26 protein-coding genes are annotated in these 25,552 nt (G+C 67.6%); 13 read left to right on the top strand and 13 right to left on the bottom strand.

Features of this window, described 5'->3' with window-relative positions; genetic code table 11:
• Positions 1-6: 6 nt before the first annotated feature.
• The 5 genes from GO592_RS29615 to GO592_RS29595 all read right to left on the bottom strand — a co-directional run bounded on the left by GO592_RS29615 (position 7) and on the right by GO592_RS29595 (position 5,082).
• Positions 7-354 (bottom strand): UBP-type zinc finger domain-containing protein, encoded by a 348-nt coding sequence (locus GO592_RS29615; RefSeq protein WP_005562580.1) that lies wholly within the window; start codon positions 352-354, stop codon positions 7-9.
• Entirely contained in the window at positions 347-1,795 is a 1,449-nt protein-coding gene (locus tag GO592_RS29610) for an ATP-binding protein (RefSeq protein WP_007298280.1), read from the bottom strand. The genes GO592_RS29615 and GO592_RS29610 overlap by 8 nt, the downstream gene beginning before the upstream one ends.
• 13 nt (positions 1,796-1,808) lie before the next feature.
• On the bottom strand, positions 1,809-3,485 hold the full coding sequence (locus GO592_RS29605; protein ID WP_007298281.1) for an FAD-dependent oxidoreductase: 1,677 nt from the start codon (positions 3,483-3,485) through the stop codon (positions 1,809-1,811).
• An 82-nt stretch (positions 3,486-3,567) separates the two neighbouring features.
• Positions 3,568-4,278, bottom strand: coding sequence for a TMEM165/GDT1 family protein (locus tag GO592_RS29600; RefSeq protein ID WP_007298282.1), 711 nt, complete (start codon positions 4,276-4,278; stop codon positions 3,568-3,570).
• Between the two features lie 276 nt (positions 4,279-4,554).
• Complete coding sequence (locus tag GO592_RS29595; RefSeq protein WP_007298283.1) at positions 4,555-5,082, bottom strand: hypothetical protein; 528 nt, start codon at positions 5,080-5,082, stop codon at positions 4,555-4,557.
• 255 nt (positions 5,083-5,337) lie between these two features.
• Here GO592_RS29595 and GO592_RS29590 point away from each other — a divergent pair, with 255 nt between their 5' ends.
• The 4 genes from GO592_RS29590 (at position 5,338) to GO592_RS29575 (ending at position 9,756) form a co-directional block, all read left to right on the top strand.
• Positions 5,338-6,192 (top strand): polyphosphate polymerase domain-containing protein, encoded by an 855-nt coding sequence (locus GO592_RS29590; protein WP_007298284.1) that lies wholly within the window; start codon positions 5,338-5,340, stop codon positions 6,190-6,192.
• A complete protein-coding gene (locus GO592_RS29585; protein ID WP_005562572.1) occupies positions 6,189-6,866 on the top strand; it encodes a DUF4956 domain-containing protein in 678 nt (225 codons plus the stop codon). The genes GO592_RS29590 and GO592_RS29585 overlap by 4 nt, the downstream gene beginning before the upstream one ends.
• Entirely contained in the window at positions 6,866-8,341 is a 1,476-nt protein-coding gene (locus GO592_RS29580) for a CotH kinase family protein (RefSeq protein ID WP_007298285.1), read from the top strand. Before GO592_RS29585 ends, GO592_RS29580 begins: the two co-directional genes overlap by 1 nt.
• A 65-nt stretch (positions 8,342-8,406) precedes the next feature.
• Positions 8,407-9,756 (top strand): membrane protein, encoded by a 1,350-nt coding sequence (locus tag GO592_RS29575; RefSeq protein WP_007298286.1) that lies wholly within the window; start codon positions 8,407-8,409, stop codon positions 9,754-9,756.
• Positions 9,757-9,759: 3 nt separating this feature from the next.
• Here GO592_RS29575 and GO592_RS29570 read toward each other — a convergent pair whose 3' ends face one another.
• Together GO592_RS29570 and GO592_RS29565 are read right to left on the bottom strand one after the other, a co-directional pair.
• A complete protein-coding gene (locus GO592_RS29570; RefSeq protein WP_007298287.1) occupies positions 9,760-11,199 on the bottom strand; it encodes an amidase in 1,440 nt (479 codons plus the stop codon).
• Positions 11,200-11,315: 116 nt separating this feature from the next.
• Complete coding sequence (locus GO592_RS29565) at positions 11,316-11,939, bottom strand: superoxide dismutase (RefSeq protein ID WP_005260485.1); 624 nt, start codon at positions 11,937-11,939, stop codon at positions 11,316-11,318.
• A gap of 258 nt (positions 11,940-12,197) precedes the next feature.
• Between GO592_RS29565 and GO592_RS29560 the strand changes: the two genes are divergently transcribed.
• Together GO592_RS29560 and msrA are read left to right on the top strand one after the other, a co-directional pair.
• Positions 12,198-13,388: an acyltransferase family protein gene (locus GO592_RS29560; RefSeq protein WP_050998639.1), complete on the top strand. Its 1,191-nt coding sequence runs from the start codon at positions 12,198-12,200 to the stop codon at positions 13,386-13,388.
• Positions 13,348-14,058: a peptide-methionine (S)-S-oxide reductase MsrA gene (msrA, locus tag GO592_RS29555; protein ID WP_039951722.1), complete on the top strand. Its 711-nt coding sequence runs from the start codon at positions 13,348-13,350 to the stop codon at positions 14,056-14,058. Before GO592_RS29560 ends, msrA begins: the two co-directional genes overlap by 41 nt.
• Before the next feature lie 9 nt (positions 14,059-14,067).
• Here msrA and GO592_RS29550 read toward each other — a convergent pair whose 3' ends face one another.
• Both GO592_RS29550 and GO592_RS29545 read right to left on the bottom strand, forming a co-directional pair.
• On the bottom strand, positions 14,068-14,535 hold the full coding sequence (locus GO592_RS29550; protein WP_007298290.1) for an anthrone oxygenase family protein: 468 nt from the start codon (positions 14,533-14,535) through the stop codon (positions 14,068-14,070).
• Between the two features lie 2 nt (positions 14,536-14,537).
• Positions 14,538-15,368, bottom strand: a complete 831-nt coding sequence (locus GO592_RS29545) for a hypothetical protein (RefSeq protein ID WP_007298291.1) — start codon at positions 15,366-15,368, stop codon at positions 14,538-14,540.
• Between the two features lie 81 nt (positions 15,369-15,449).
• Between GO592_RS29545 and GO592_RS29540 the strand changes: the two genes are divergently transcribed.
• Together GO592_RS29540 and GO592_RS29535 are read left to right on the top strand one after the other, a co-directional pair.
• On the top strand, positions 15,450-16,391 hold the full coding sequence (locus tag GO592_RS29540; RefSeq protein WP_007298292.1) for an AraC family transcriptional regulator: 942 nt from the start codon (positions 15,450-15,452) through the stop codon (positions 16,389-16,391).
• A gap of 108 nt (positions 16,392-16,499) precedes the next feature.
• On the top strand, positions 16,500-17,093 hold the full coding sequence (locus GO592_RS29535; RefSeq protein WP_007298293.1) for an Rv1733c family protein: 594 nt from the start codon (positions 16,500-16,502) through the stop codon (positions 17,091-17,093).
• Here the strand turns inward: GO592_RS29535 and GO592_RS29530 are convergent.
• Positions 17,005-17,325, bottom strand: a complete 321-nt coding sequence (locus GO592_RS29530; protein WP_237720481.1) for a DUF3303 domain-containing protein — start codon at positions 17,323-17,325, stop codon at positions 17,005-17,007. The genes GO592_RS29535 and GO592_RS29530 overlap by 89 nt on opposite strands.
• A 146-nt stretch (positions 17,326-17,471) precedes the next feature.
• On the opposite strand from GO592_RS29530, the gene GO592_RS29525 reads away from it, so the two are divergent.
• Positions 17,472-17,951: a RidA family protein gene (locus GO592_RS29525; RefSeq protein WP_039951805.1), complete on the top strand. Its 480-nt coding sequence runs from the start codon at positions 17,472-17,474 to the stop codon at positions 17,949-17,951.
• On the opposite strand, the gene GO592_RS29520 is transcribed toward GO592_RS29525, so the two are convergent.
• A complete protein-coding gene (locus tag GO592_RS29520) occupies positions 17,948-18,877 on the bottom strand; it encodes an LLM class F420-dependent oxidoreductase (RefSeq protein WP_005562550.1) in 930 nt (309 codons plus the stop codon). The two genes, GO592_RS29525 and GO592_RS29520, sit on opposite strands and share 4 nt — an antisense overlap.
• A 41-nt stretch (positions 18,878-18,918) precedes the next feature.
• Between GO592_RS29520 and GO592_RS29515 the strand changes: the two genes are divergently transcribed.
• Positions 18,919-19,785, top strand: a complete 867-nt coding sequence (locus GO592_RS29515) for a S49 family peptidase (protein ID WP_005248879.1) — start codon at positions 18,919-18,921, stop codon at positions 19,783-19,785.
• Here GO592_RS29515 and GO592_RS29510 read toward each other — a convergent pair whose 3' ends face one another.
• Positions 19,786-21,567, bottom strand: a complete 1,782-nt coding sequence (locus GO592_RS29510) for a hypothetical protein (RefSeq protein WP_007298295.1) — start codon at positions 21,565-21,567, stop codon at positions 19,786-19,788. It lies immediately after the preceding gene.
• A 456-nt stretch (positions 21,568-22,023) separates the two neighbouring features.
• Between GO592_RS29510 and GO592_RS29505 the strand changes: the two genes are divergently transcribed.
• Genes GO592_RS29505 through GO592_RS29495 form a run of 3 tightly spaced genes read left to right on the top strand, consistent with a single transcriptional unit; the run spans position 22,024 to position 24,728 of the window.
• Positions 22,024-23,019 (top strand): DUF4328 domain-containing protein, encoded by a 996-nt coding sequence (locus GO592_RS29505; RefSeq protein ID WP_039951806.1) that lies wholly within the window; start codon positions 22,024-22,026, stop codon positions 23,017-23,019.
• Positions 23,016-23,780, top strand: a complete 765-nt coding sequence (locus tag GO592_RS29500) for a glycerophosphodiester phosphodiesterase (protein WP_005260472.1) — start codon at positions 23,016-23,018, stop codon at positions 23,778-23,780. The genes GO592_RS29505 and GO592_RS29500 overlap by 4 nt, the downstream gene beginning before the upstream one ends.
• A 33-nt stretch (positions 23,781-23,813) precedes the next feature.
• Positions 23,814-24,728 carry a DUF5926 family protein gene (locus GO592_RS29495; protein WP_007298297.1) on the top strand — a complete coding sequence of 305 codons (915 nt, stop codon included), beginning with the start codon at positions 23,814-23,816 and terminating at the stop codon, positions 24,726-24,728.
• A gap of 68 nt (positions 24,729-24,796) precedes the next feature.
• On the opposite strand, the gene GO592_RS29490 is transcribed toward GO592_RS29495, so the two are convergent.
• Positions 24,797-25,342: a ferritin gene (locus GO592_RS29490; protein ID WP_007298298.1), complete on the bottom strand. Its 546-nt coding sequence runs from the start codon at positions 25,340-25,342 to the stop codon at positions 24,797-24,799.
• Positions 25,343-25,552: the final 210 nt, after the last annotated feature.

The following is a 25,552-nucleotide window of genomic DNA, read 5'->3' as shown; positions in this document are numbered from 1 at the left end:
CTCGAGTCAGTGAATGTACGCCTGCCAGTTCGGCGGAACCCGGGAGCCGGGGCCGGGGACGGTCTGGTCGATCGGACGATGGTGCGGCGGGGCGAGTTCGGGGCCTTCGAAGGCCGTCTCGGTGGCGTAGTTCCAGAACCAGTTCTCGCCCGGTTCGAAGCTCCGCACGACGGGGTGGCCGGTATCGGCGGCGTGCTTGGTGGCGTGCTGTTCGGGGGAGGAGTCGCAGCAACCGATGTGGCCGCACTGCGCGCAGCGGCGCAGGTGCACCCACCACCCGCCGGCGCTGTCGCACTCGGCGCATCCGTCTCCACTCGGCGGCACGCTCGGGTCGATTCCCTCCAGCTCACCCATCTGAGGCTCCTTCTGCTGCTGCGACTTCGGGTTCGATCGGAATACGGACCTGGAACCGGGTGTCGCCCGGCTCGGACTCCACACGCAGGTCGCCGCGGTGCTTCTTCACGACGATGCGCCACGAGATGTCGAGGCCGAGCCCGGTTCCCTCGCCCACCGGTTTCGTGGTGAAGAACGGCTCGAAGATGCGCGACCGGATCTCTTCGGGCACACCCGGTCCGGTGTCGGCGATCTCGATCAGGGCCATGTCGCCGTCGCGCCGGGTGCGGACGGTGAGGGTGCCGTGGCCGTCCATGGCGGCGACGGCGTTGTCGATGAGGTTCGTCCACACCTGGTTGAGTTCCGCGGCGTACGCCGGGATCTGCGGCAAGGTCGGGTCGTACTCCTTCACCACCGTGACGGAGTCGCCGATCTTGCGGCCGAGCATCACCAGCGAGCTGTCGAGCAGTTCCCGCAGATCGACGCGCTGGTACGGGGCGCGGTCCATCTGCGAGTACTGCTTCGCGGCGTTCACGAGCGTGGAGACCCGGGCGGTCGAGTCGGCGATCTCGTTCATCAGCAATTCGGTCTCGATGGTGTAGTTGAGCCAGCGGATCGCGCTCTCGACCATCGATTCGTCGTCGACACTGGCGACGATCCGCTCGAGCCACGGCACGTCGAGACCCGCCTGCACGAACGTGGGCGCCAGGTCCCAGCCCCCGGAGACGCCGTGGTCGTCGAACCAGTCGCCGAGTTCGTCCTCGCGGTCGGACGCTTCGAGCGGGGTCAGCGTCGGCGCCTTCGCGACCAGTTCGGCGGTCTCCTCCTGCAACCGGATCAACGTGGCCAGCGCCTGCCGGTCGTACACGCCCGAGGCGATCACGCTCAGCTTCTGCCGCATGTGCGACACCCGGTCGCGCAGCGACGCCGTCGCCCGGACCGCGGCGGCCGCCGGGTTGTTGAGTTCGTGCGTGAGCCCCGCCGACAGCGACCCCAGCGCGAGGAGGCGTTCCCGCTGATCGACGACCTGCTTCGCGTTCTGGTTGCCGAAGAACAGCCCCTCCAGCAGGTGCACGGCCATCGGGAACCACTCGCGCATCAGCTGCCCGAAACGGTCGGCGTCGAGGACGAAGAACCTCGACGGGGCGGTGACGCGCATCGACGCGGTGTACGTCTGGGGAGCGCGGTCACCGAGGTACGACTGCCAGGCCCCGGAGTACACGCCGCGCTGGGACGTCCGGCTGAACTCGATCTCCTCGCCGCCCGACAGCTTGCTCAGCACGAGCTCGCCTTCGATCAGCACGTAGAAGCACGTCGCGATCTCACCCTCCGCGAACACCGGGCCGGGTTCGATCAGCTCGACGTGCCCCTTCTCGCACAGCTGCTCGAGCTGGTGGTCGGTGAGCTTCTCGAAGAGGAACAACGTCCTCAGCTCGGGGGGATTGCACGGGAGTTGCGTCATGGTCTGCCCCTGGTCACGGTTGGCCGATGTAGCGGTGGACGAGCATCACGGCCATGGCGCCTTCCCCGACTGCCGACGCCACCCGCTTCGCCGATTCGGAGCGCACGTCACCCGCCGCGAAAATCCCCGGGACGCTCGTCTCGAGGTGGTGGGGGAGACGGTCGAGGGGCCATCCGCTCGGTGGTTTCCCGTCGACGACGAGGTCGGGTCCGGACACGACGAACCCGTTCTCGTCCCGCGCGACGACGCCGTCGAGCCACTCGGTCCGCGGGGCCGCGCCGATGAACAGGAACAGGAACCCGGCGTCGACGGTCTCCTCGTCGCCGGTCGCGTTGTTGCGCAGCCGGACCTTCTCGAGGTGACCCTCGCCCTCGACGCCGATCACCTCGGTGCACGGCCGGACGCGGATGCGAGGGTTCCGTTCGATCTGCTGGACGAGGTAGTACGACATCGAATCCTCGAGCGACTGCGCCCGCACGACGATGGTGACCGACCGGGCGCCCCGCGACAGGTAGACCGCCGCCTGTCCGGCGGAGTTGGCGCCGCCGACGATGTAGACGTCCTGGTCGGTGCAGCGGGCGGCCTCGGTGACGGCGGAACCGTAGTAGACGCCGCGACCGGTGAGGTCGTCGACTCCGGGCGCGGGATGACGCCGGTAGGAGACACCGGTGGCCAGGATCACCGTGTGCGCGTCGATGGTGTCACCGTCCGCGAAACGGACGGTCCGTGCCGATCCGTTGATCTCGAGAGCGAAGACGTCGCGGGTGGTGATCAGTTCGGCCCCGAACCGGGTGGCCTGCCTGCGGGCCCGCTCGGCGAGCTGCGCGCCGGACACGCCGTCGGGGAAACCGAGGTAGTTCTCGATGCGGGAACTCTGACCCGCCTGCCCACCGGTCGCGGTCCGTTCGACCAGGGCGGTGCGCAGACCCTCCGAGGCGCCGTACACGGCTGCGCCCAGGCCTGCCGGTCCGCCGCCGACGACGACGAGGTCGTAGAAGTTCTCCGACGGGTCGGTCCGGAGTCCGAGATGCCGCCCCAGTTCGGTGTCCGACGGCTCCACCAGGCATTCGCCGTCGGAGCAGATCACCACGGGCAGTCGCCGGCCGTCCTCGCCGGCGGCGTTGAGCAGCCGCCCGCCCTCCGGCTCGTCCGACATGTACCAGCGGTACGACAGCTGGTTGCGGGCCAGGAACTCGCGCACCTCCGAGGACCGCGCCGCCCAGCGATGACCCACGACCTTCGTCTCCTCGGCGGGGTGATGATCCGATGACGCCCACGCCTCGAGCAGGGCGTCGACCACCGGGTACAGCTTCTCCTCCGGCGGGTCCCACGGCTTGAGCAGGTAGTGGTCGAGGTCGATGACGTTGATCGCCTCGATGGCCGCGTCCGTGTCGGCGTAGGCCGTGAGCAGCACCCGCCGCGCGACCGGATACAGGTCCATCGCCTTCTCGAGGAACTCGATCCCGCTCATCGCCGGCATCCGGTAGTCCGCCAGGATCGCCGCGACGGGATCCCCGCGCAGCTTCATCTGCTTCATCGCGTCGAGTGCGGATTCGCCGGATTCGGCGCGGATGATCCGGTACTTCTCGCCGTATCGGCGCCGCAGATCGCGGGCGACGGCGCGCGACACACCGGGATCGTCGTCGACGGTGAGAATCGCAGGCTTGCCGCTCGCTACGGGATGGTTCACACACGCCCTCTCGTCCGTGAGAACTGCGAGGTACTCCAAGGCTTTCGAGTATTGCCCGAGGGGGCGTCTTTGTCGACCGGGCTCAGTCCTGGTGCTGCATCCGTTCGGGCTCTGCCGCGGCCCCGCGGCGGCGCCGTGACCACACTGCACGACTGGCGGCACCGGCCAGCGCCAGAACGACGACGGCGGCGCCGGCGATCGGGCCCGCCACGTTGCCGGGGAGCAGACCCTCGAGCAGCAACCAGATGCCGAACGCGAAGAACAGAACGGCCGCGCCGATGCGGATGACACTCTCGGGCAGATGCTTACCCAGCACGGCGCCGACGACGATGGCCAGGGCGTCGGCCGCGACCATGCCGACGGTTGAGCCGATCCACACCCCGATGGTGTCGTGGTCGGTGGCGAGCGTGATGGTGGCGAGCATGGTCTTGTCGCCGAGTTCGGCGAGGAAGAAGGCGGACGTGACGGCCAGGAACGCCGAGCGGGTAGCTCGGCCCGCCTTGAGTTGCTCGTCGTCGCTGAGATCGTCGCCGCGCAGCGTCCACGCACCGAAGATCAGGAAGGCCACACCACCGACGATGCTGATCGCCGCAGTCGGGAGCGCGACACCGAGGTAGTGGCCGACGGCGACGGACACCAGATGGACCACGGTGGTCGCGACGGTGATGCCGGCGATCACGACCCACCAGCGGTAGCGCAGGGCGAACGTCATCGCCATCAGCTGGGATTTGTCTCCCAGTTCGGCGACGAAGATCACGCCGAAGCTCAGCAGTGCGGCGGTCAGCACGGGCATCCTCCTCCAGTGGTCGGTCGGAGGATGACGGGTGGATTCCTCCGGCCTGGCAGACGCGGGTACGTCTGTCCGGCCGAAGGTCTCGCCCACCGGCGCCGGGTGATCCGGCGGCGGTTCGCCAGGCCGGGTCCGGTGCGGTGAAGCAACGAGCCAGTATGTCGACACAGGCGATTGGGGGCTACTCCCCTTCGATGTCCGTAACGCTAGCGTGACTTATTCGAAAAGGCAAAGGCGGCAATAAGTTTGGTACACCGACCGCAGAAACTTCGGGTACCCTCACGAGGCCAGCAGCATGGCCAAAACGGCAGTGTCGGGATCGCTGATCGGGTCGATGCCCACCCGGCTGACCATGGACGTCACCGTCCCGTCCGCCTCCGCCTCCACCCACGCCGCCCGGTGTTCCAACCCCAGGTGGGGGAGACCGGGGAGCAGGACGCAGCCCGACGCGGCGCCCACGCACTCCGGCAGCGACGGGGTCGTCTCGGACGGCGGGTGCAGCATCATCAGCGCCGGCGGCTGATGATCCGCAAAGCGACCGGGAGCGAGCGCGAACTCCCCGAGAACTGTGCCCTCGGCCACCACGAGGCCGACGGTCTCGGGCTCGGGCTCCTCGGGCAGGTCCTCGTGCGCGCCGAAGACGGTCGTGGTGTGGAGTAGCCCCGGAACACACGCCACCCGCACGGCGAGCGCGAGCAATTGGGCCCATTCCTTGGTGGTGTCGGGCCAGCGCCCGGAAATGACGAATCCCCGCAAGGTACCCGCGGCCTGGAAGGGCGAGATGCCGATGTAGCCGTCCCTGTTCATCTCTGCCTCCTCGGTGTGATGACACGCTGCGAACACGACTGGTTCTGCACACCTCGTTGGGTACTTGAAGAATGCGCCCGACAGTGCCTGGCACACAAGAGCAGGGGAGTGCTAACTGCCGCAGGTGAACACAGGTGTCGGTGCGGATGAACGGCATCTGACGGTCCGCCGTACAGAAAACTGCCAGCTTTACTGCAGGTTTACTCGAGGTGCGGCGGCTGAGGTGGGAGAGCCCACCGACGAAAGGCTGAAAGTATGGGATCGTCCGCGCCCGAACCGGAAGCGTCCGGATACCTGAAGACCGCCAGCGCGCTGCACGCGTTCAACAGATACGAGATCAAGTACCTCGCCCACGAGTCGGACGTTCCACGCCTTCGCGAAGCGCTCTCGGGGCACATGGCGTCCGACGAATTCTCGCCGGTGGGCGGATACCCTGTGACCAGCCTGTACTACGACACCCAGAATCTGCGCTTCTACTGGGAGAAGATCGAGGGCCTGAAGTTTCGCCGCAAACTGCGGGTGCGGCTGTACGGGCCTCCCGCGGAGGCCACCGGGGTGACCCCCGTCTACGTGGAGATCAAGCAGCGCGTCAATCGGGTCACCCAGAAACGCCGGATCCAGCTGCCGTACTCGCATGCGATGCGGTTGTGCGACGCAAGACAGCCGATCGACCACGACGTCTCGGCCGGGCCGTTCGTGAACGAGGTGACGACGCTCGTCGGCAACCTCGACCTATGTCCGACCGTCACCACCGGGTACCTGCGTGAAGCGTTCATCGGTACGGGGGCCGATGTGGGCCTGCGCGTCACGATCGACCATCGGGTGCACGGTCGCGACCGCGACTTCCACTTCGCGGCGCCCGCCGAGAACCGCTTCATCATTCCGCCGCACCTGTGCATCGTCGAGATCAAGGCCAACGAGCGGGTGCCCTACTGGGTCACCGATCTCACTGCGCGACTGGATATGTCGGTGGTCCGGGTTTCGAAGTACTGCCAGAGCGTGGAGGCCTTCGGGCTTGCGCCCCGATCCCGCATGCACATCCCCGACGAGCTCTTCCCGGCCCCGGCCGACCGTGGCCGCACCCTCGCGAAAACAGGAACCCTGTCATGAATTTCGATCTCCAGGATCTCAGTGGAACGTTCTCGACGTTCGACATCGTCGTCTCGCTCGCGTTGTCGTTCGTGTTGTCGGCGATCATCGGATACGTCTATCGCCTGACGCACAAGAACGTCTCCTACAGCCAGTCCTACGTCCAGACCCTCGTGATGGTCGGCATGGTGATCACCCTGATCATGCTGGTGGTGGGTTCCAACATCGCCCGCGCGTTCGCGCTCGTCGGCGCGCTGTCGGTGGTGCGATTCCGCAACGCGATCAAGGAAACTCGCGACGTCGGGTTCATCTTCCTGGTGATGGCCATCGGCATGACGACGGGCACCCGGTTCTACGTGCTGGCCGTCGCCGCCACCGTCGCGATCTGCCTCGTGCTCGTCCTGATGAGCCGGTTCAACATGTTCAAGCTGGACGTGCAGCGGCAGGTGGTGAAGGTGCAGGTTCCGCCCGAGTCGGGCTACACCGCCCTCGTGGAGGACGTGCTGATCGACTACACGAAGGAGTTCGAGTTGGTGAGCACGGAGTCGGTGCGGTCGGGTGCGCTCACCGAGCTGTACTACACGGCGCAGCTGAAGTCGGGCCGGAAACCGGCGGAACTCATCTCGGCGCTCAGTGGGGTCAACACCGGCCAGCGGGTCACCGTTCTCACCGGTTACGACCAAACCGACATCTGATGCGCCGCAGACTCGTTCACCGGCTGCCGATCCCGGTCCGCCGGCACTGGAAGATCCTCGCCGCCTTCCTCGCGTTCGTGGCGGTGACGGTCGGCGTGTTCGGTCAGGCCCGGGTGCGTCCGTACATCACCGGTGACACGACGGTGATCGCCTCCCGCATCACCGAGAACGTCGCCGGGTCGGTCGATTTCTTCGACGCGGGGACGGCACACGACGTGAGCATCGAGTTCTCGCAGTCCGATTACGACGACATGATCGCCGCCTACCGGGACGAGGGCGAGAAGAAGTGGATCACCGCCGACATCACGATCGACGGCACCCTCGTCACGGACGTCGGGGTGCGGCTGAAGGGCAACTCGACCCTGATGGGGCTCCGCGGCATCGGCGGTCCCGGTGGCGGGAAACGCGGTATCCCGGAAGGGATGGAACCTCCGGTGGGAACGGCGATGCCGGAGGGCAGGGGCGAAGGCGGGCCGGGCGGCATGGTCACGCTGTCGGCCGAGGACCCGGCGTCGCTGCCGCTGCTGATCAACTTCGACAAGTACGTGGCGGGGCGGGCGTACCAGGGGATGACACAGCTGTCGGTCCGGCCGGGTTCGCCAGTGCTGAACGAGGCGGTGTCACTGTCGTCGACCGCCGAATCCGGCCAGCCCACCCAGCGATATGCCTACACCACGTACTCCGTGAACGGGTCGCCGACGCAGACCCGGCTCGTTCTCGAGCACCCGGACGAGGGGTATGCGAACTCGTTGTTCGACAGCGACGGCGTCCTCTACAAGGCCGACGCCAACTCGAGTTTCACGTATCAGGGCGACGACCAGACCACCTACGCGGAGCAGTTCGACCAGATCAACGCGGAAGGCTCGCAGGATCTGCAGCCGATCATCTCGCTACTGAAATGGCTGGACGGTGCGTCCGACGAGCAGTTCGACGCCGAACTCGCCGACCGGGTGGACGTCGAATCCTTCGCCCGGTACGTCGCGACCCAGAATCTGCTGGTCAACAGCGACGACATGGCGGGCCCGGGCAAGAACTACTACCTCTGGTACGACCTCGAGACGAAGAAGATCTCCGTCGTGTCCTGGGATCTCAACCTCGCGCTGAGCGGCAACAGTGATGCGGGCCCGCACGACTCGATCGGGATGGGCGGCGGAGCCAGGCCGGGCGGTGCAGATCCAGGCGCCGCCGGGCCCGGTGGTGGCATGCCCGGCGGAGGTGGCGGGAACGCGCTGAAGGAGCGGTTCCTGGCCTCGGAGGCGTTTACGAGCGTCTACGAGGACGCGTACCGCGATCTCTACCGGCAACTGTTCGGCAGTGGCCGGGCGGTCGAGATCCTCGACGAGATCGCACGGGCCGTACCGCTGTCCGACGGGCTCGGCGCCGAGAAACTCACATCGGGAGTCGAGATCCTGCGTGCGCGGTTGCAGGCCCGCGCGGACGCGCTTGCCGCGAACGAGGTGATCGTCGCCGGGTAGAGGTCTCAGAGAATCCTCAGAATCGTCACAATCTGCCGCTACGAATGCCACCTATCCTCACCGGAATGACCTCTGAGCGCGCACGGAACTCCGCGAATCACGCCCGAACCGAGTCGACGCGAAAGGTCCTCACTTCGCGGCGCGTCGCCGCGGCCGCCCTGGCCGGCTTGGTGCTGGCGTCCGCGTCGGGACTCGGTTACCTGTTCCTCGGTGACAGCGCGGCAGACAGCCGGACCGTGGCGATCGTCAACACCGACGCCGGCGCGACCGTGGACGGAAAACCGGTGCGTGCGAGCGACACCCTGATCGACAAGCTCGAGGCGAACGAGGCCTTCGACTGGCAGGTGGTCGACGCGGACGCGGCGGCGGGCGGCGACTGGTTCGCCACGGTGACCGTGCCCGAGGACTTCAGCGAGGCGGTGTCCTCGGTGTGGGGCGCGAAGCCGCGGCAGGCGACCCTCGACCTCGACGTCGCAGGTTCCGACACCGGTGCGTCCGAGGAACTCTCCGGAGTGGTGTCCTCCCAGATCGGCGCGGACGGCATCACGGATCTGCTGGCGGACATGTCCTCGTCACGGACGCGGTTCCAGCAGGCGGGAATGACGGCCGGGTTCCTCGCAGCCGGGACGGCCGCGGCGGACGATGCGGCGCAACAGCTCACGGAGGGCGCCGACACTCTGCTCCCGTATCTCGAGACGGCGCGTTCCGGCTCGGTGCAGCTGCTGGGCGTCGCCGACCAGGTGGCGGGCGTGGTCGACCAGACGTCGGGGACGGCCAACGATCTCGCGGACCGGTTGAGCGCGCTGGGACTGACGCTGGGCGAGGCGAACGACAGCGCCACCCGGATGCGTACCAGAATCGACGAGGCGATCCGCGTTCTCGACGCCACTCCCGTTGAATCGGACGTGGTCTCGTCGCTCCGTCAGGTCAGTGCCGACCTCGGTCTCTTCTCCTCGCAGCTGGGTTCGGTGCCCGGTCTGCTGGGCGGAGGCGTCGGCCCCGACACGGATCTGGGCGAACTCGTCCGTGTCGCGATGGGTCAGTTGACCGAGGCCAGCAATCAGCTGAGCAGCGGGGCGCAGCAACTGAACGACGGCATCGTCCCGATCGCCGATCAGGCACCGGAGATGCTCGAAGGCGCCACCTCGCAGATCGTCGACGGGTTCGCAAAGCTGAAGACGTTGTCCGGGCAGCTGTCCACCGACCTCAACAACGGTGTCGCGGCGATGCCGGTGCGCACGGCGGCTCAGCAGAACCAGTTGGCGACGGTGCTCGCCGAACCGGTCGCAGTGACCCGCACACTGTCCGCGTCGTCGCCGATCCTCACCGCCGAGCACCTCGCCGTCGGGTTCGGGATCACGACCGTGCTGCTGGCGGGCGCCATCGTGTGGATGGGCTTGCGGCGCAGGGCCTGACCGTCAGCGGGCGTCCTGGATACGACGCCACGGCGTGGCCTGCTCGAGCTCGAACGCCAGCTCGAGCAGAGTCCGCTCGTCGCCGTGGTCGGCGGAGAAGTGCGACGCCAGCGGCAGGCCGCGAGACGTCTCGTGCATCGGCAGCGAGATGGCCGGTCCGCCCGACGCGTTGTTCAACGGCGTGAACGCCGTGTAGGCGATCAGCTTGTCGAACAACTCCTCGAAACTCTGTGTCGGCGAAAGATATCCGAGCTCCGGCGTCGTGTGGGCCAGGGTGGGCGACAGGATCACGTCGTACTTCTGGAAGATCTGCGCGTATTCACGGTACGTGCGCCGCAACCGGTAGAGCACCCGGGGAGTCTTCGCGATGTTCTTGCGGTACATCGCGGCGAGTCCGCGCGTCAGATTGTCCGTGGCGTCGCGGTCGAAGTCCGGTCCGAGCATCCGCTTGCCGTTGCTGGAGATGACGAACGACAGGAACCCCCAGTAGATGCAGAAGTCCTCGACGAACGAGGAGTTCACCGGCATCGGGCACTCCTCGACGTGATGCCCGAGGTCCGCCAGCAGATCAGCGGTCGCGTGGACCGACTTGCGGGTCTCGTCGTCCGTGCGGGACACGGTGACCGAGTCGACCACCACCCCGACCTTCAGCCGGGTGCTGCTCGGCCCCTCGACCAACCGGATGGGTGGCAGTGCCGGATTACGGTAGTAGCGTTCGGCGGCCGTCATCCACCGTGCGGTGTCCCGCACCGAGCGGGTGACGGCGCCCTGCGCGATGATCCGGATCGGCAGCGTCTTGTCCATGGCGTCGGGGACCGTCCGCCCGCGGGACGGTTTCAGGCCGACGAGCCCACACGCGGCCGCGGGTATGCGGATGGATCCGCCACCGTCGTTGGCGTGCGCGATCGGCACGACACCCGAAGCGACGAGTGCGGCCGAACCACCCGAGGATGCGCCCGGCGAGAACGCAAGATTCCACGGATTGTGCACGGCCTCGGCGTCCATGAACTCGGTGGACGCGCTGAACCCGAACTCGGGGAGCCGGCTCTTCCCCAGCGAGAGAACACCTGTGGACAGGTACTGCGTGACGAAGTCGCTGTCGACCCGGGCGGGCTGCGCGGCGAAGGCGACGCTGCCGTGCTGCGTGGGCAGGCCGGCGACGTCGACGTTGTCCTTGACGACGGTCGGCACTCCCGCGAAGACACCCTCGTGCGGGCGGTCCGCCTCCGTCAGAGCACGGTCGAAGTCGGCGAACGCCAGGGCGTTCAGGGCGGGTCCGACCGACTCGGCGCGCGCGATCGCCGCCTCTGTTACCTCGCGGACCGACACCTCCCCGGCGGCGATCCGTGCCGCGAGGCCGGTGGCGTCGAGGTCGCCGAGCGCGTCGTCACGGAAGGCGTGGACGACGGTGTCGTCCCGGGCGGGATTGCTGAACTCGGTCACTTCCGAAGCCTATTGGACGCTCGGCCTGCTCGGAAGGAATTCCGGACCCGAAACGAGCACGAGCGCACAGAAGCGCCGAGGACGGCGTTCTGTGCGCTCGGGAACGAGGAGTGTGACTAGCCGATGAGGCCGGCACCCTGGGTGCGGGCACGGTCGAAGCGCTCCTGTGCGTCCGCCCAGTTCACGATGTTCCACCAAGCCTTGACGTAGTCCGGCTTCACGTTCTGGTAGTCGAGGTAGAAGGCGTGCTCCCACATGTCGAGCATGACGACGGGAATGATCGCGGCGGTGATGTTGCCGTGCTGGTCCGTCATCTGCTCGATCACCAGGCGCTGGCCGATGGTGTCGTAGCCGAGCAGAGCCCATCCGGAGCCCTGGATGGTGGTAGCGACACCGGTGAAGTGGGCCTGGAACTTGTCGAAGGACCCGAACTGGTCGTCGATGGCGGCAGCCAGGTCGCCGGTGGGCTTGTCGCCGCCGTTCGGGGACAGGTTCTTCCAGAAGATGGAGTGGTTGGTGTGGCCACCGAGGTTGAAGGCGAGGTTGCGGGAGAGAAGGAGCGCCTTGTCGGCGATCGTGCCGTCCTCACGGGCCTCGGCCATCTTCTCGAGGGCGGTGTTGGCGGCCTTCACGTAGGTCGCGTGGTGCTTGTCGTGGTGCAGTTCCATGATCTTGCCGGAGATGTGCGGCTCGAGAGCTGCGTAGTCGTAGGGGAGTTCCGGCAGCGTGTATTCAGACACGAGGGTCCCTTCTTTGTGGGCGTGCGAGCCCTGATTCTTCCGGGTGCAGACTTCGTGTGATCACGCGTCACACACCCGCCTTCTCTAAACCGTTCTCGGGTATATACCCAATCTCATTGGTACACCCTCCGCAACACCGGGTCTCCCGGGGGCAATTCCCGCACAGGAAAGTTCGGGCACCCGAAAAAAGGCTGTCGCGGTGACACTGGATGTCGTGAGAATTCGTCCGAGCGGTGAACGGAACCTTAAGCTGACGCGATGCCTTCGCTGATAGTTGCAGATTCGCATGCGGCCGCGCCGCGTGTGGAGCTCACGGGCGCGAACCTGCTCCGATTTTTCGCAGTTCTGGCCGTGATCTACTCGCACATTTCGTTCTATCTGATCGACGACCTCGGAACCGGATGGTGGTTCATCGACGTCGTCTACCAAATCCTCATCGAGCGGGGCGGTCTCAACCAGCATCTGTCCTTTCTCGGGGTCGCCGTCTTCATGATGCTGACCGGGGTGTTGATCACCCGTTCGGCCATTCGTCACGAGCCCGGACAATTTCTGGTCAACCGGCTCGGACGAATCCTGCCCGCATTCTGGGTGGCCGTTCTCGCCGCGATCGTGCTGGTCCGCCTCGGCATCAACGGCATGTTCAGCGGCCAGGACGGGGTGTCGAATGTCGACGCCGCCCTGAGTTTCGTGCTCGGCGGTTTCTTCCTCAAACCCGAGGTGGCGGTTCTCGGGGTCACGTGGACCCTCGCCGTGCAGATCTTCTTCTACTTCGCCTGCGTGGCCGCGCGCCCCGTTCTGCGCACCCTGCCCATCGCGATGCCGATGGCCGGTGCCGCGCTCTGCGCGCTGATCCTGCTCTACAACCTGTACGCGCCGCAGCCGTACACGGTCCCGATGCTGTCCAAGATCGCCGCGACGCTGCCCGCCGTGTTCCTCGGGCAGATCATCTACCTCGGCTGGGCGCGGCTCGCGGACTGCCGGTGGGTCGTCGTCGCCGGTCTGGCCCAGGTCGAGGTCATCCGCCTCGCCACCGACTTCCGCGTGTACTGGGCGGGCGATCACTACCTCTGGACGTTCGCCGTCGTCACCGCGTGCGTCGTGCTGGTGGGCCGATACGACGGTCCCGCGGCGCACTGGGCCGTCGTGCGCTGGACCGCGACGCGCAGTTACGCGATCTACCTCGTCCACACGCTGATCCTCTACCGCGTGTACGAGCACACGGTCGGCTCGTTCGGCGAGACCGGGGCGGTGATCGCATTCCTCGTGGTGACGGCGCTGGTGTCGGAGGCGCTGTACCGGTGGGTGGAGGTCCCCGCCACGGGGTGGGTGACCGCGCGCGTCGAGCGGATGCGGGCGCACTCGGCGCTCGCCCAGGAGACCACTCCGGCACCGCGCGTAGCATCGAATCATGTCTTGGTACGACGAGCTTCTGGGTCGAGCAGCCGCTAAATCCGTGATGGTCACCGCCGAGGATGCCCTCCCCGGTCGCAGTCAGCCGATTCCCGTTCCGGCGACGCACTTCGTCAACGGTCACCCCCTGCAACCCCCGTTCCCCGAGGGCATGCAAACGGCGGTGCTGGGCATGGGATGTTTCTGGGGCGCGGAGAAGGAGTTCTGGCAACTCGACGGCGTCTACACCACCGCGGTGGGATACGCCGGCGGCTACACGCCCAACCCCACCTACGAGGAGACGTGCTCCGGTCGCACCGGACACACCGAGGTCGTGCTCGTGGTCTTCGATCCGAAGGTGATCTCGTACGCCGAGATCCTCAAGGAGTTCTGGGAGAACCACGACCCCACGCAGGGCATGCGTCAGGGCAACGACCAGGGAACGCAGTACCGTTCGGCCATCTACACGATCGACGAACAGCAGGTGGAGATCGCCGAGGCCACCGGTGAGGCGTTCGAGAAGAGGCTCGCCGAAGCCGGATACGGGGCGATCACCACGGAGATCGCCCCGCTCACGCAGTTCTACTACGCCGAGGACTACCACCAGCAGTACCTCGCGAAGAACCCCGGCGGTTACTGCCCCGTGCACGCCACCGGCGTCAGCTGCCCGGTCGGGCTGCTGAAGCAGCACGAGGTGCCGGCGCAGACCGACATCCTGCCGCCCTCGTAGCCCCCGGTCTCAACCGCGGGTCGCGGACCACGTGAGCACCGCGGACGCCGCGATGGCGCTGACGGTGCGCACGTGGTTCCACCCGGTCCATCCCGACACGTAGTCGCGCCAGTACGCCGCCGAGTCGGCCGCGGTGGGATCGATCGCGTCCAGCGCGTTGTTGTGCGGCACGTGGAAGACGACCGTCAGGGCGATTCCCACGAGATACAGCACGCAGGCGATTACCGCGTAGACGGCCGAACCGTCGTGCCGCACCACGCTGACGACCGCGAGCACGATCGATGTCAGTGCGGTGCCGAACAACGCGGTCATGAACCAGAAGTTCGGCGCCTCGCGGTTGATCGCCTGCATCGCCGCGATGCCCTGGGCCGGCTCCAGCCGACCGAGTCCGGTCATGATGAACGTGGAGAACGCGAACATCACGCCGCCCACCACGCCGGCGCCCACCGCCGTGATGATCGTCAGATAACGCTCCATGGTCAGACCCTCCAGACACCGGCCGCTGCTGCGGCGCGGACATAGTCGGTGAAGTCGCGGGGCGCGCGCCCCAGAGCGCGTTCCACCCCGTCGGTGAGTGATGCGTTGCGCCCGTCCAGCACTTCGTCGAACACGTAGGTGAGCAGGCCGATCGCGTCGGACGGTACCCCCTGCCCGGCGAGGGCCGTCGAATACTCTTCCGAAGTGACTGGTGTGTACCGGATTTCGCGACCCGTTGCCTCCGCGATCTCGGCGACGGCGTCACCGAACGACAACAACCGCGGTCCGGTCAGTTCATAGAGTTCGCCGGCGTGGCCCTCCCCGGTCAGTGCGGCGACGGCAATATCGGCGAGATCGTCGGCGTCGACGAAGGGTTCGAGCACGCGCTCATCGACGGGCAGTGCGAGGTCGCCCGCGAGCAGTGAGTCGAGCATGAAGCTCTCGCTGAAATTCTGGCTGAACCAACTGGACCGGAGGATCGTCCACTCCGCTCCCGCCTTGCGGATCGCGAGTTCGCTGCGCTCGGCCTCGGTTTCGCCGCGACCGGAGAGCAGGACGAGTCGCCGGGCGCCGTTCGCGACGGCCAGGCCCGCGAACTCCTCGACGACCTCCGCCGCTCCCGGCACCGCGAGATCCGGGTAGTAGGCGATGTACACCGAGGTGATTCCGTCCAGCGCCGGCCGCCACGTGTCCCTGTTCTCCCAGTCGAACGGGGGACGGCCGGAGCGGGAGCCGCCCCGAGCGGGTACGTCCGCGGCGGCGAGCCGGGTGAGGACGCGGCTGCCGACCTTGCCGGTGCCGGTGAGGACGAGTGTGTGCGGTGTCGTTGTCATGTCTTTCAGTCAAGACGGCGACGTCGAGACTTTCCATGGTTGAAACGCGCTGATCCATACGCGAGCGTCTACGCTGGATGTGTGGATCCCCTCGCCGGTCTCATCAGTGGTCCCCGTGCCGCAGGCGCGTTCGTGCTCCGCTCGATCATGGAACCGCCGTGGTCGCTGCAGATCGACGACCACGCGCCGCTCAGCCTCGTCGCGATGGGCCGGGGTGAAGCATGGATCCTCCCGCACACCGGCGAGCCGGTGCAGCTCACCGAGGGTGACGTCGCGATCGTCCGCGGACCCGAGCGCTACGTCGTCGCCGACCATCCGGACACCCCGCCGCACGTGATCATCAACCCCGACCAGAGCTGCACGACGCTCCGCGGGGAACCGCTCGCCGAGGCGATGGACCTCGGGGTGCGCACCTGGGGAAACAGTGCGGACGGCCGCACGGTGATGCTGACCGGGACGTACCAGACCCCGGGCGAGATCAGCATGCGACTGCTGACCGCGCTCCCGGAACTCGTCGTGCAGCGCCGCGCCGACTGGGACTCGCGGCTGGTCACCCTCATGCACGACGAAGTGGTGCGGGACGAACCCGGACAGGAAGCGGTGCTCGACCGTTTGCTCGACCTGCTGCTGATCGCGGTGCTGCGCGCCTGGTTCGCGCGGCCGGCGGCCGAGGCGCCGTCGTGGGTGCGGGCGCAGAGCGACCCGGTGGTCGGCAAGGCAATGCGCATCCTGCAGAACAACCCCTCCCGCCAGTGGACCGTGGAGTCGCTCGCCGCGGAAACCGGCCTGTCGCGGGCTGCCCTCGCGCGACGGTTCACGGACCTCGTCGGCGAACCGCCCATGACTTTCCTCGCCGGCTGGCGGCTGTCCCTGGCCGCGGATCTGCTCCGCGAACCCGACGCCACGGTCTCGTCCGTGGCCCAGCGCGTCGGGTACGGGAGCGGATTCGCGCTGAGTGCGGCGTTCAAACGCGTGCGCGGAGTGAGCCCCAAGCAGCATCGTGAGATGGCGGGGAGCAGATGAGTGTATTACGGCACAGTGCCCAAGGACACACCGGATCGACTTGATCTTGTTTGCCTTGCGTACGACCCTGGATGGTAGGGAATTGTCGGCGAGAGGACCGGATCCGGAATGTGGAACAACTCTCCAGCACGGGGGCTGCGTCAGCGGTCGGCCCGTCAGCGACACAACCCGCTACTCCGGCGCTCGGACCGGATCGAGAACATGCTCACCCTCGCGGTCGTGGTGCTCGCGTTCGCGATGCTGCCCCTGGCCATCCTCGTGGGTGCCCGGACCATCGACAGTCAGCTGACGCTGGCGGAGAAGCAGGTCGCGGACTACCGCACCGTCTCCGCCACCACGCTCGCCGACTCCACCGGCGTGTCCGTCACCTCCGACGTCGCACCGTCGGGCGTCGACACCGCCCCCGCCAAGTGGACGTGGGGTAACGAAACCCGCCACGCCGACATCACCGTCGACCCCGCGACGCCTTCAGGAACGAAGGAAGACATCTGGGTCAACGCCGACGGCAACCTCACCACCGAACCGATGTCGCCGTCCGCGGCACGAGTGGCCGGCGTGATCGCCGGGCTGTTCACCTGGTTCGCGGTGATGATGATCGCGCTGTCCGGCTTCCTCATCTGCCGGGCCTCGCTGAACCGCGCGCGCGACGCGCAGTGGGACCGCGACCTCCGCCAGTTCCTGGATTCGACCACCCGGCACTGAGCCTGCTCAGCTGATCGAGCCCCTGAACTCGACCGCCTGCTGCGCAGCCTGCGTGGTGACGGCGATGTCGGCGACAGGGTAGGCACTCGAAGAAAGGTCCGAATTTCGACGGGCCGTCCAAGACGTCGTTCGGGTCGTCCGCCTCGACGAGGGCGAATCCCCCGGTTCCGTCCAGGCGACCGAGGAAATGATGGAAGGTCGCCCCTTCCGCCGGCGTCCATCTCGCGAACACTTCCAGGCTCCGCCGCGCAGCTTCCTCGTTCTCGGCGGCGAACCCACCATTCACGGCCGTTCCGGTCGTACTTCGAGCATTCCACCGGTGGAAAGGGAACGGAATGTTGCTGAGCACGCCGAATGACGTCGTCGAACGGAGGAGTGATGGGCGCGGAGTCCCGACTACGTGATCTGGGGCTGGTGCTGCCCCGCGCCGTCCAGCTGCCACCGGGTGTGGAGTTGCCGTTCAGCTGGGTACGCGTGCACGGCCGCAGAGCGCTGGTGGTCGGTCACGGGCCGCTTGCCGAAGACGGCACACCCGCCGGACCGTTCGGGTCCGTTCCCGCCGACGTGTCGGCCGCCGACGCCACGCACTCCGCCCGGCTCACCGCCCTCGCGGTCCTGGCGGGGGTCCGTCGTGCCGTGGGCGATCTCAACCGCATCGATGCGTGGCTCACCGTCACGGGATTCGTCAACGCCGAGCCGGGCTACGAGCAGACCACCGCGGTGCTCAACGGGTTCTCCGAGGTGGTGCTCGACGTGTTCGGCCCGGACATCGGCGGCCACGCCCGGACGGCGATCGGGGTGGCCGCGCTGCCCCTCGATCTTCCGGTCGTCGTGGCCGCCGAACTCGAGCTTGCCTAGCTCAGTTGCGGAACGACCTCACTGGCGACCAGTTCCAGGTGGTCGAGGTCGCTCAGATCGAGGGTCTGCAGGTAGATCCGCTGCGACCCCGCCTCGGCATAGCGGCCGATCTTGTCGACGAGCTCGGCGGGCGACCCGGCGAGTCCGTTCTCCCGCAGCTCGCTCACCTCGCGTCCAATGCTCGTGGCGCGTTTCGCGATCTCCTCCTCGGTACGCCCGCAGCACAGGACGAGCGCGTTGGAGTACACCAACTCGGTGGGGTCGCGATCGATCGCCTTGCACGCGAGCCGGACCCGTTCGATCACGTCCCGCGTCTCGTCGACGGACTGGAACGGGACGTTGAACTCGTCCGCGTACTTCGCGGCCAGCGCGGGAGTCTTCCTCTTGCCGGTGCCGCCGATCAGGACGGGCGGACCCTGCGGCTGCCGCGGCTTCGGAAGTGCGGGCGAATCCTTGACCGTCACGTGCGTCCCGTCGTAGGAGAACGTCTCACCGAGCGGAGTGCGCCACAGCCCCGTGATCACGGCGAGGGACTCCTCGAGCCGCTCGAACCGCTCCTTCAACGGCGGGAACGGAATGCCGTACGCCTGGTGCTCCTCCTCGTACCAGCCGGCGCCGATGCCGAGGTCGACGCGGCCACCGCTCATCTGATCGACCTGCGCCACCGAGATCGCCAGCGGTCCGGGATAGCGGAACGTCGCGGACGTGACGAGGGTGCCGAGACGGATCGTGGACGTCTCGCGGGCGAGACCCGCCAGCGTGATCCACGCATCGGTCGGTCCGGGAAGACCCTCGGTGTTCATGGCGAGGTAGTGATCCGACCGGAAGAACGCGCCGTAGCCGAAACGTTCGGCGGCCTGCGCCACCGCCAGAAGATCGTCGTAGGTGGCACCCTGCTGGGGTTCGGTAAAGATTCGCAACTCCATGTGAACCACTCTGCCCGATCCGTGATCGGTACGCTGATTTCATGGCCAAGATCCCACTGAACCTGCCGAAACCGCTGGCCGACAAGCTGCCCGACGCGTTCGGAGGCTCCGGCGCCGGCGTGGTGCCGGTGGTGCGACTGCAGGGGATGATCGCGTCCGGGGGAGCGGGGTTCGGGCGGGCGCTGAGCGCGGAATCCGTCGAGGAACCGTTGCGACGCGCGTTCACCACGCACGGTGCCAAAGCGGTGGCGCTGTTGATCAACAGCCCCGGCGGGTCGCCGACGCAGAGCGAATACATCGCCGCCCGCATCCGTCAGCTCGCCACCGAACACGAACTGCCCGTGCTCGCGTTCTGCGAGGACGTCGTCGCGTCCGGCGGCTACTGGCTGGCCTGCGCGGCCGACGAGATCTACGCGACCGCCACGTCGGTGGTCGGCTCCGTCGGTGTCATCTCGGCGGGCTTCGGGTTCTCCGAACTGATCGACCGGCTGGGCATCGAACGGCGGCTGCACTCGGCCGGCGAGGCGAAGGCCCGCCTCGACCCGTTCTTCGCCGAGAAGTCCGAGGACGTGCAGTGGCTCGAACAGATCCAGGAAGGCATCCACGACGAGTTCCGCGACTGGGTGGTCGGCCGCCGGGGGGACAAGCTGAAGGCGGACGGGGCCGAGCTGTTCAACGGCGACGTCTGGCTGGGACGCCGCGCCGTCGAACTCGGCATCGTGGACGGGATCGGAACACTGCGCGAGGTGGTGGAGAAGCGGTTCCCCGACGCCACCCTCGAGATGACCGGGCCGCGCCGCTCCCTCTTCGCGAAGCTCGGGCTGCCCGCTGCCAGCTGGGACGACGTGGCCGCCGCGATCGTCGGCGCGGCCGGTGCCCGCGTCGCCTGGTCGCGGTACGGGCGGTAACTACTTCGGCACGACGACCCCGACCGGGCCCGCGCCGATACACAGCGACAGGTCCGGGGTCAGGGTGCTCACCCGCACGCTCTGCCCGCCGCCGGTGAGTCGCACGAACACCGAATTCGGGCCGCGGTGCACCGGCACCCGCACCGGGCTGCCGACCTCCATGGCGACGGCGATCTCACCGTCCGCGGTGGCCATGTAATTCAGCTGCGCAGTCCACTCCCAGCCGGTCAGCGGTCCGTCCAGGGGAAGCGGGACGAAACTGCGCTGGTCGACCAGGTGCCCGCAGTCCGGAACCGGTCCGGGATCGATCGCGCGCACCCACGTGACCTGGGCGTCGACCACCGAACCCGCGTCGTCGATCATCCGGAGGTCGGGGGTGCTGTCGGAGAACTCGGGGCGGTCGCGCAGCGGGGCGAAGACCCGGCTCACCAGGTTGTTCGGGTACGCCACCGGCAACAGCACCCAGATGGACGCAGGCTGCTGGAGGATCGGCGCGTCATCCCGTTCGGCGAGCGACGCACGCGCGGTCGCGAGGTACGCGGTGGTCGGGTTCTCCTCCCAACTGCGGGTGAACGTGTACGTCGACCACAGGCTGCTCGCGACGAACGCGACCACGGCGGCGACGGCCACCAGCGGCCGCACCCGGACCGGGTCGGCGCTTCGGCGGGGTGCACGGGCGATCACCGCGACGGCGATCGCGAGGATCACCGCGGTGTCCGTGTAGTAGCGCAGCGTCTGCGCGAGTTCGTAGGTGGTGTCCGCGCCCCAACGGGTGACGACCATCGCGGTCACCGACAGCAGGAAATACGCGGCCGTGAGGACCCACACCCAGCCGATGCGGCGCTTCAACCGGACCGTCGCGACGACCGCCGCGACGAGGACCACCCAGCCGACCACCTCCAGCGCCGTCGACGGGGAGGCCCACGGGGGACTCGGAATCCACCGATCCCACGTCCACGGCCCACCCACGAACGTGGGCAGCAGTCCGAGCGACGTGCCGTGGTGGAACAGTTCGAACGCGCGCGACGCACCCGCCCATTCCCACTGTGAGGCGACGGTGGAGAAGTAGAACGCCGCCCACACCGCGAGCACCGCCGCCGACGGGAGCCAGAGGGCCGCGCCTCGCCGCAGCGTCGACCGCACCGGCCGCTCCCGCTCGCCGACGTGCGCGAGCACAGCCACGGTCGCGAACGCCGCGAACGGGACCACGACGGACTTCTCGAAGAACAGCAGCGACGCGATCAGCACGAGCGTGCCCGACACCGCGTACCGCCGCCGCCCGGTGCGGCACAGTTCGAGGGCGTCGCGCGCCACCCAGGCCAGCGCGATCTGCAGGGGCAGTGCGTTGAGTGCCGCCGCCCACCAGGCGAACGCCGGGACGGTCAGCGGAGAGAACAGGTAGATCGCCAGCGGAACGAGCAGGACGGGTCGTGGACCGAGGATCGTGCGAAGTAACCGGAAGACCGCATACGACGCGACCGCCTGCAACGCGATCATCGTCAGCATCGGCAGGATCCACTGATACGGCGCCACCCGCGTCGCGATACCCGCCACCAGGAAGGCCCCGGGCATGAGATGACCGTCGTGGTCGTAGAGCAGCAGGTCGGCGGAGAGCAGCGGGAGGCTTCCGCCGCGTCCGGCGAGGATCAGATCGTCCCAGTAGAAGTCGCTGCGGGCGGCCACCCACGTCCGCATGAGCAGTTGCACCACGACGAGGGCGGCCGCCACCTGGAGGACACGGGCGGGCCCGAGGTGCCACCGCGATCCGACGTCGTCCGTCATCGTTTTCCGAGATTACAGATCGGGTGGAACCAAACCGCGCCGGGCTGCGTCAGATCCAGTGTCGGGACATTTTCGCCCGGCACAGGTGGGGGAGACGACGGCCGGTCCGGAGTTCTCGGGTCGCTTCGCGGGCGATCCGAACTGGAGGGGTAATTCCGGGCCGAGCCGTCGGTCACCGAGTCCGATTGTTCACCGAGCTGCGATGTCAAGTTCATCCACCGTTGTGGACCGTTCATCCGAAGCTGTCAACAATCGCGGATTAGCATGCGCTCTGACCTGTGTATGAGCATTACTCACACTGTCCATAACTGTGTATGAACCTGTGGAAACTGTGGATAACTCGGCATTTCTCGTGGTGCAGCTCACACATTCTCCCCAAAAAGGACGATTCGGTCGTGGGCTGCCCGCATTCGCGGGTCGTGACAGAATCGGCAATGTGAAGTGGGTGCGGAGGGCATGAGCGTCGTCGTTCAGGTGTGCGCGCGATGCGCGGCTCGGTGGCCGGTCCTCGGCTCCCCGGCGCAGTGGTGCCCGCGTTGCCACGGTGTGCTGCTCGCCCCCGTCCGCACCGACCAGCACCAACCACCCGCGAGCCGGGGGTTCCGCTGGATCGCGCGATCCCCGCTGCGGCGCAGCGGTCTCGCGGCCGAGGCGCCGACGGCCGGCCCCACCCCGCACTACACCGAGATCCCCCGCTGGGGACTCCACGATCACGTCGAATCACCCTCCGCGCGCCGCGACTGGCCGGAACTGCTCGCCGGCAAGACGGCCTCCTTCCTCACCCTCACCGCCGGTCTGTACGCGTTCGCCGTGATCGCCGAACTGGGCCGATACGCCGTCCTCCTCCGCAACCGGACCCGGCTGATCGATCCCACCCTGCTCGCCGTGTCCGACATCGCGGTGTTCCTCGGCCAGGCCGGCGGAATGCTTCTCGCACTGCTGTCGGGGATCGGCGGAGTGTGCTGGTTGCTGCGGATGCGGCGCCGCACGTTCGCCCGGGCCAAGACGTCCGACCCGCGCACCCCCACCGAGGTGATCGTCGGTTGCGCGGTGCCGGGCCTGAATCTGGTGATGCCGGGTGTGTACCTGCTCGAGGTGATCCGCCGCGACCCCCGCGCGGTCCTGCTCGTCCGTGCCTGGTGGAGCCTATGGGTCTTCGGGGCCGTGCTCGTCGTCTTCAACTGGTTCTGGCGCTCCAGGCCGGGTCTGCAGGCCATGGCGGACGGTGTCCTGCTGGCCGCCTTCACGGCGCTGGTCGCCTCCGCGACCGCCGTACTCGCACTGATGGTGCTCCGGCGGCTCGAGGGCCGGACACTGAAGGGGGCGAAGGAACCCGTCACCCGCTGGGTGATCGCCACCGGTCCGCCGCCGCAGACGGACGCGGAGAAGGCTGCCGAGAAGCCCGCGGAGAAGACGTCCGCGGCCGGCGACCGGGAAGCCGTCGCGCCGTGAGCCCCGACCGGCGCGGCCCCCTGGTGGTGGCGCACCGCGGCGCATCCGCGGCCATGCCGGAACACACACTCGCCGCGTACGAGCTGGCGCTGGAAGAGGGCGCGGAGGGGCTCGAATGCGACGTGCGGCTCACCCGGGACGGCCACCTCGTGTGCGTCCACGACCGCACCGTCGACCGGACATCCACCGGAGCCGGCGTCGTCAGCGAGATGACCCTCGAGGAGCTGGCGGAGTTCAATTACGGCACGGAAGACGAGCCCGCCGAACTCCTCGAGCTGAGCGCGCTGATCGCGCTCACCCTGGACTGGTCGGCGCGCCCGGTGAAACTCTTCATCGAAACCAAGCATCCCGTGCGGTTCGGTGGCCTGGTCGAGAGCAAGGTGCTCGCCGAACTGCAACGCTTCGGCATCGCCGCACCGCCGTCCGCCGACCACTCCCGCGCGGTCGTGATGTCGTTCTCCGCCGGAGCGGTGTGGCGGATCCGCCGGTCGGCGCCGATGCTCCCGACCGTGCTGCTCGGAGAATCCGCCCGGTACCTCGGTGGGGGAGCCGCGACCACCGTCGGCGCCACCGCGGTCGGTCCGTCGGTGAAGACGCTGCACGAACACCCGGACATGGTCGACAAGGCCGCCGCGGCGGGACGGGCGACGTACTGCTGGACCGTCGACAACCGCAGCGACGTCGAACTGTGCCGCGAACTCGGGGTCAGCTGGGTGGCCACCAACCACCCCGGCCGCACCAAGAAGTGGCTGGCGTCCTGACCGGACCGGCGTCGGCGTGTAGGTTTTGGCGTCGTGGCAAAGAAGAGCAAGAGAAACAGTGGTCCGAAGCCCGGTAGTGCCCGCGCCGAGAAGCTCGCGCAGCGGCAGGCGGAACGGGAGAGCGCCGCAGCGGCCGTGACCCGGCCGTTCGAAGGCCTCGCCGCCGAATGCGATCTGGTGGCGCTGCGCGAGTTCGTCCCGTCGGCGACCGCCCCGCTGCCCGTCAAGGATTCGTCCCGTCCGGTGACGCTTGCGACCGTGCTGCCCGGTGCCGTCGCGGCGCTGGTGCGCGACGAGGGAGACAGTGCCACCGGGTTCGTCGGTGTGCAGGTCCAGGCGCATTCCGCGGATCTCGGCGCCGATCTGGCCGCGTCCGTCGCCTGGGTCCGTGACGCCGCAGCCGGCGAATCGCTGACCTCCGCCAACCCTGGATCCGAGACCCCGGCACTGGCCGACGTGATCGACGCGGACGCACAGCTCGACATCACCGTGCACCAGGATTTCAACTGGTGGATCCCCGAAGGCGTGGAGCCGGCCCCCGAGGTCGCGACCACCGTGCAGCACGCGAATGCGGCGATCATGCCGTCCGCGCGAGTCGAGGCCGAAGGCGTCGTCGCGGCGTGGTGGGTGGATGCGGGCGAGAAGGCGCACATCCGCTGGGTGCGCCCGGAGAACGAGGACGATCTGATGCTGGCCCTGGCGCGCGTGCACGCGACCGGCGGCCTGCACCTCGGTGAGGGCTCGCGCTACGCCGGGTCGTTCCGGACGCATGGTCTGCTGGTCCCGGTGTTCGACCTGGACCGCGAAAAGCACGCGAACGAGTGGGCCGCCGCGACCGTCGAACTCGGTCAGCGACTGGCCGAAGCCCTCGCCGTCGACGCGCCGCTCACCACCGAGGAGCGACGCGCCCGCGACGGACTGCGTGGCCGTCAGGTCACGTTGCGTTAGGCCCTTCGGGCTCGTGCGCCTTTCTGGTTGCAACCACAACCAGAAAGGCGCACGGGCGGCGGAGCCGCCTAGATGGAACCGCCCGCTGCGTGCGGTGCCCCGGACGTGTCTGCGGGGCCGCTCATCTCGCGTGCGACGAACTCCTCCAGGTCGAACAGGTTGCTGCCCGCGCGGTCAGCGATGGTCAGCAGCGTCGTCATGGTGGCGACCTCCTCGACCTGCTCCTTGAGGAACCACTGCATGAACTGCTCGCCGAGGTAGTCGCCCTCTTCGCGGGCGGTGCTCGCCAATTGCACGATCTGCTCGGTGACCGTCTGCTCCTGCGTCAGGGCGAGGGCGATCGGCTCGCGAGCGTTCTCGAACTGGCCCTTCGCCGCGTCGACACCCGACAGTTCCACGGAGATGTCGCGGTCGAGGAAGTACTGGACGATCATCATGGCGTGGTTGCGCTCTTCGACGGCCTGCTTGTAAAAGTGCTTGGCCAACTGCGGCAGGTCCGCATTGTCGAAATAGATGGCAGTCGCGATGTACTGGTGTGACGCGTTGAATTCGTTGCGAATCTGATCGTGGAGCAGAGCGTGGAATTTCGTCTTGTGCGCGTCAGTGGAAGTCATGAAATGGATAATATCGCTGGTCAGAGCGGGTGTCATCCAAGTTGGACCTAATTTTGGAAAGCTTGCCCAAACTAAAGTCAACCTAATTTCGGCACCATTCCGATGTCATTTTCCTAACCTGAGCTGGCGGCGGATCCTCGACGGGAACGCGGCAAACCACGTCGGCGGGGCCTCGCCCGTGTATAAAATTCATAGCGTTCCGACGGTGCG

The sequence above is a fragment of the Rhodococcus sp. 21391 genome (assembly GCF_016772255.1).
GTDB classification, from domain to species: Bacteria; Actinomycetota; Actinomycetes; order Mycobacteriales; family Mycobacteriaceae; genus Rhodococcus_F; species Rhodococcus_F opacus.
Note: the sequence above shows the minus strand (reverse complement) of the source record. Positions and strands in the feature narration are given on the sequence as shown.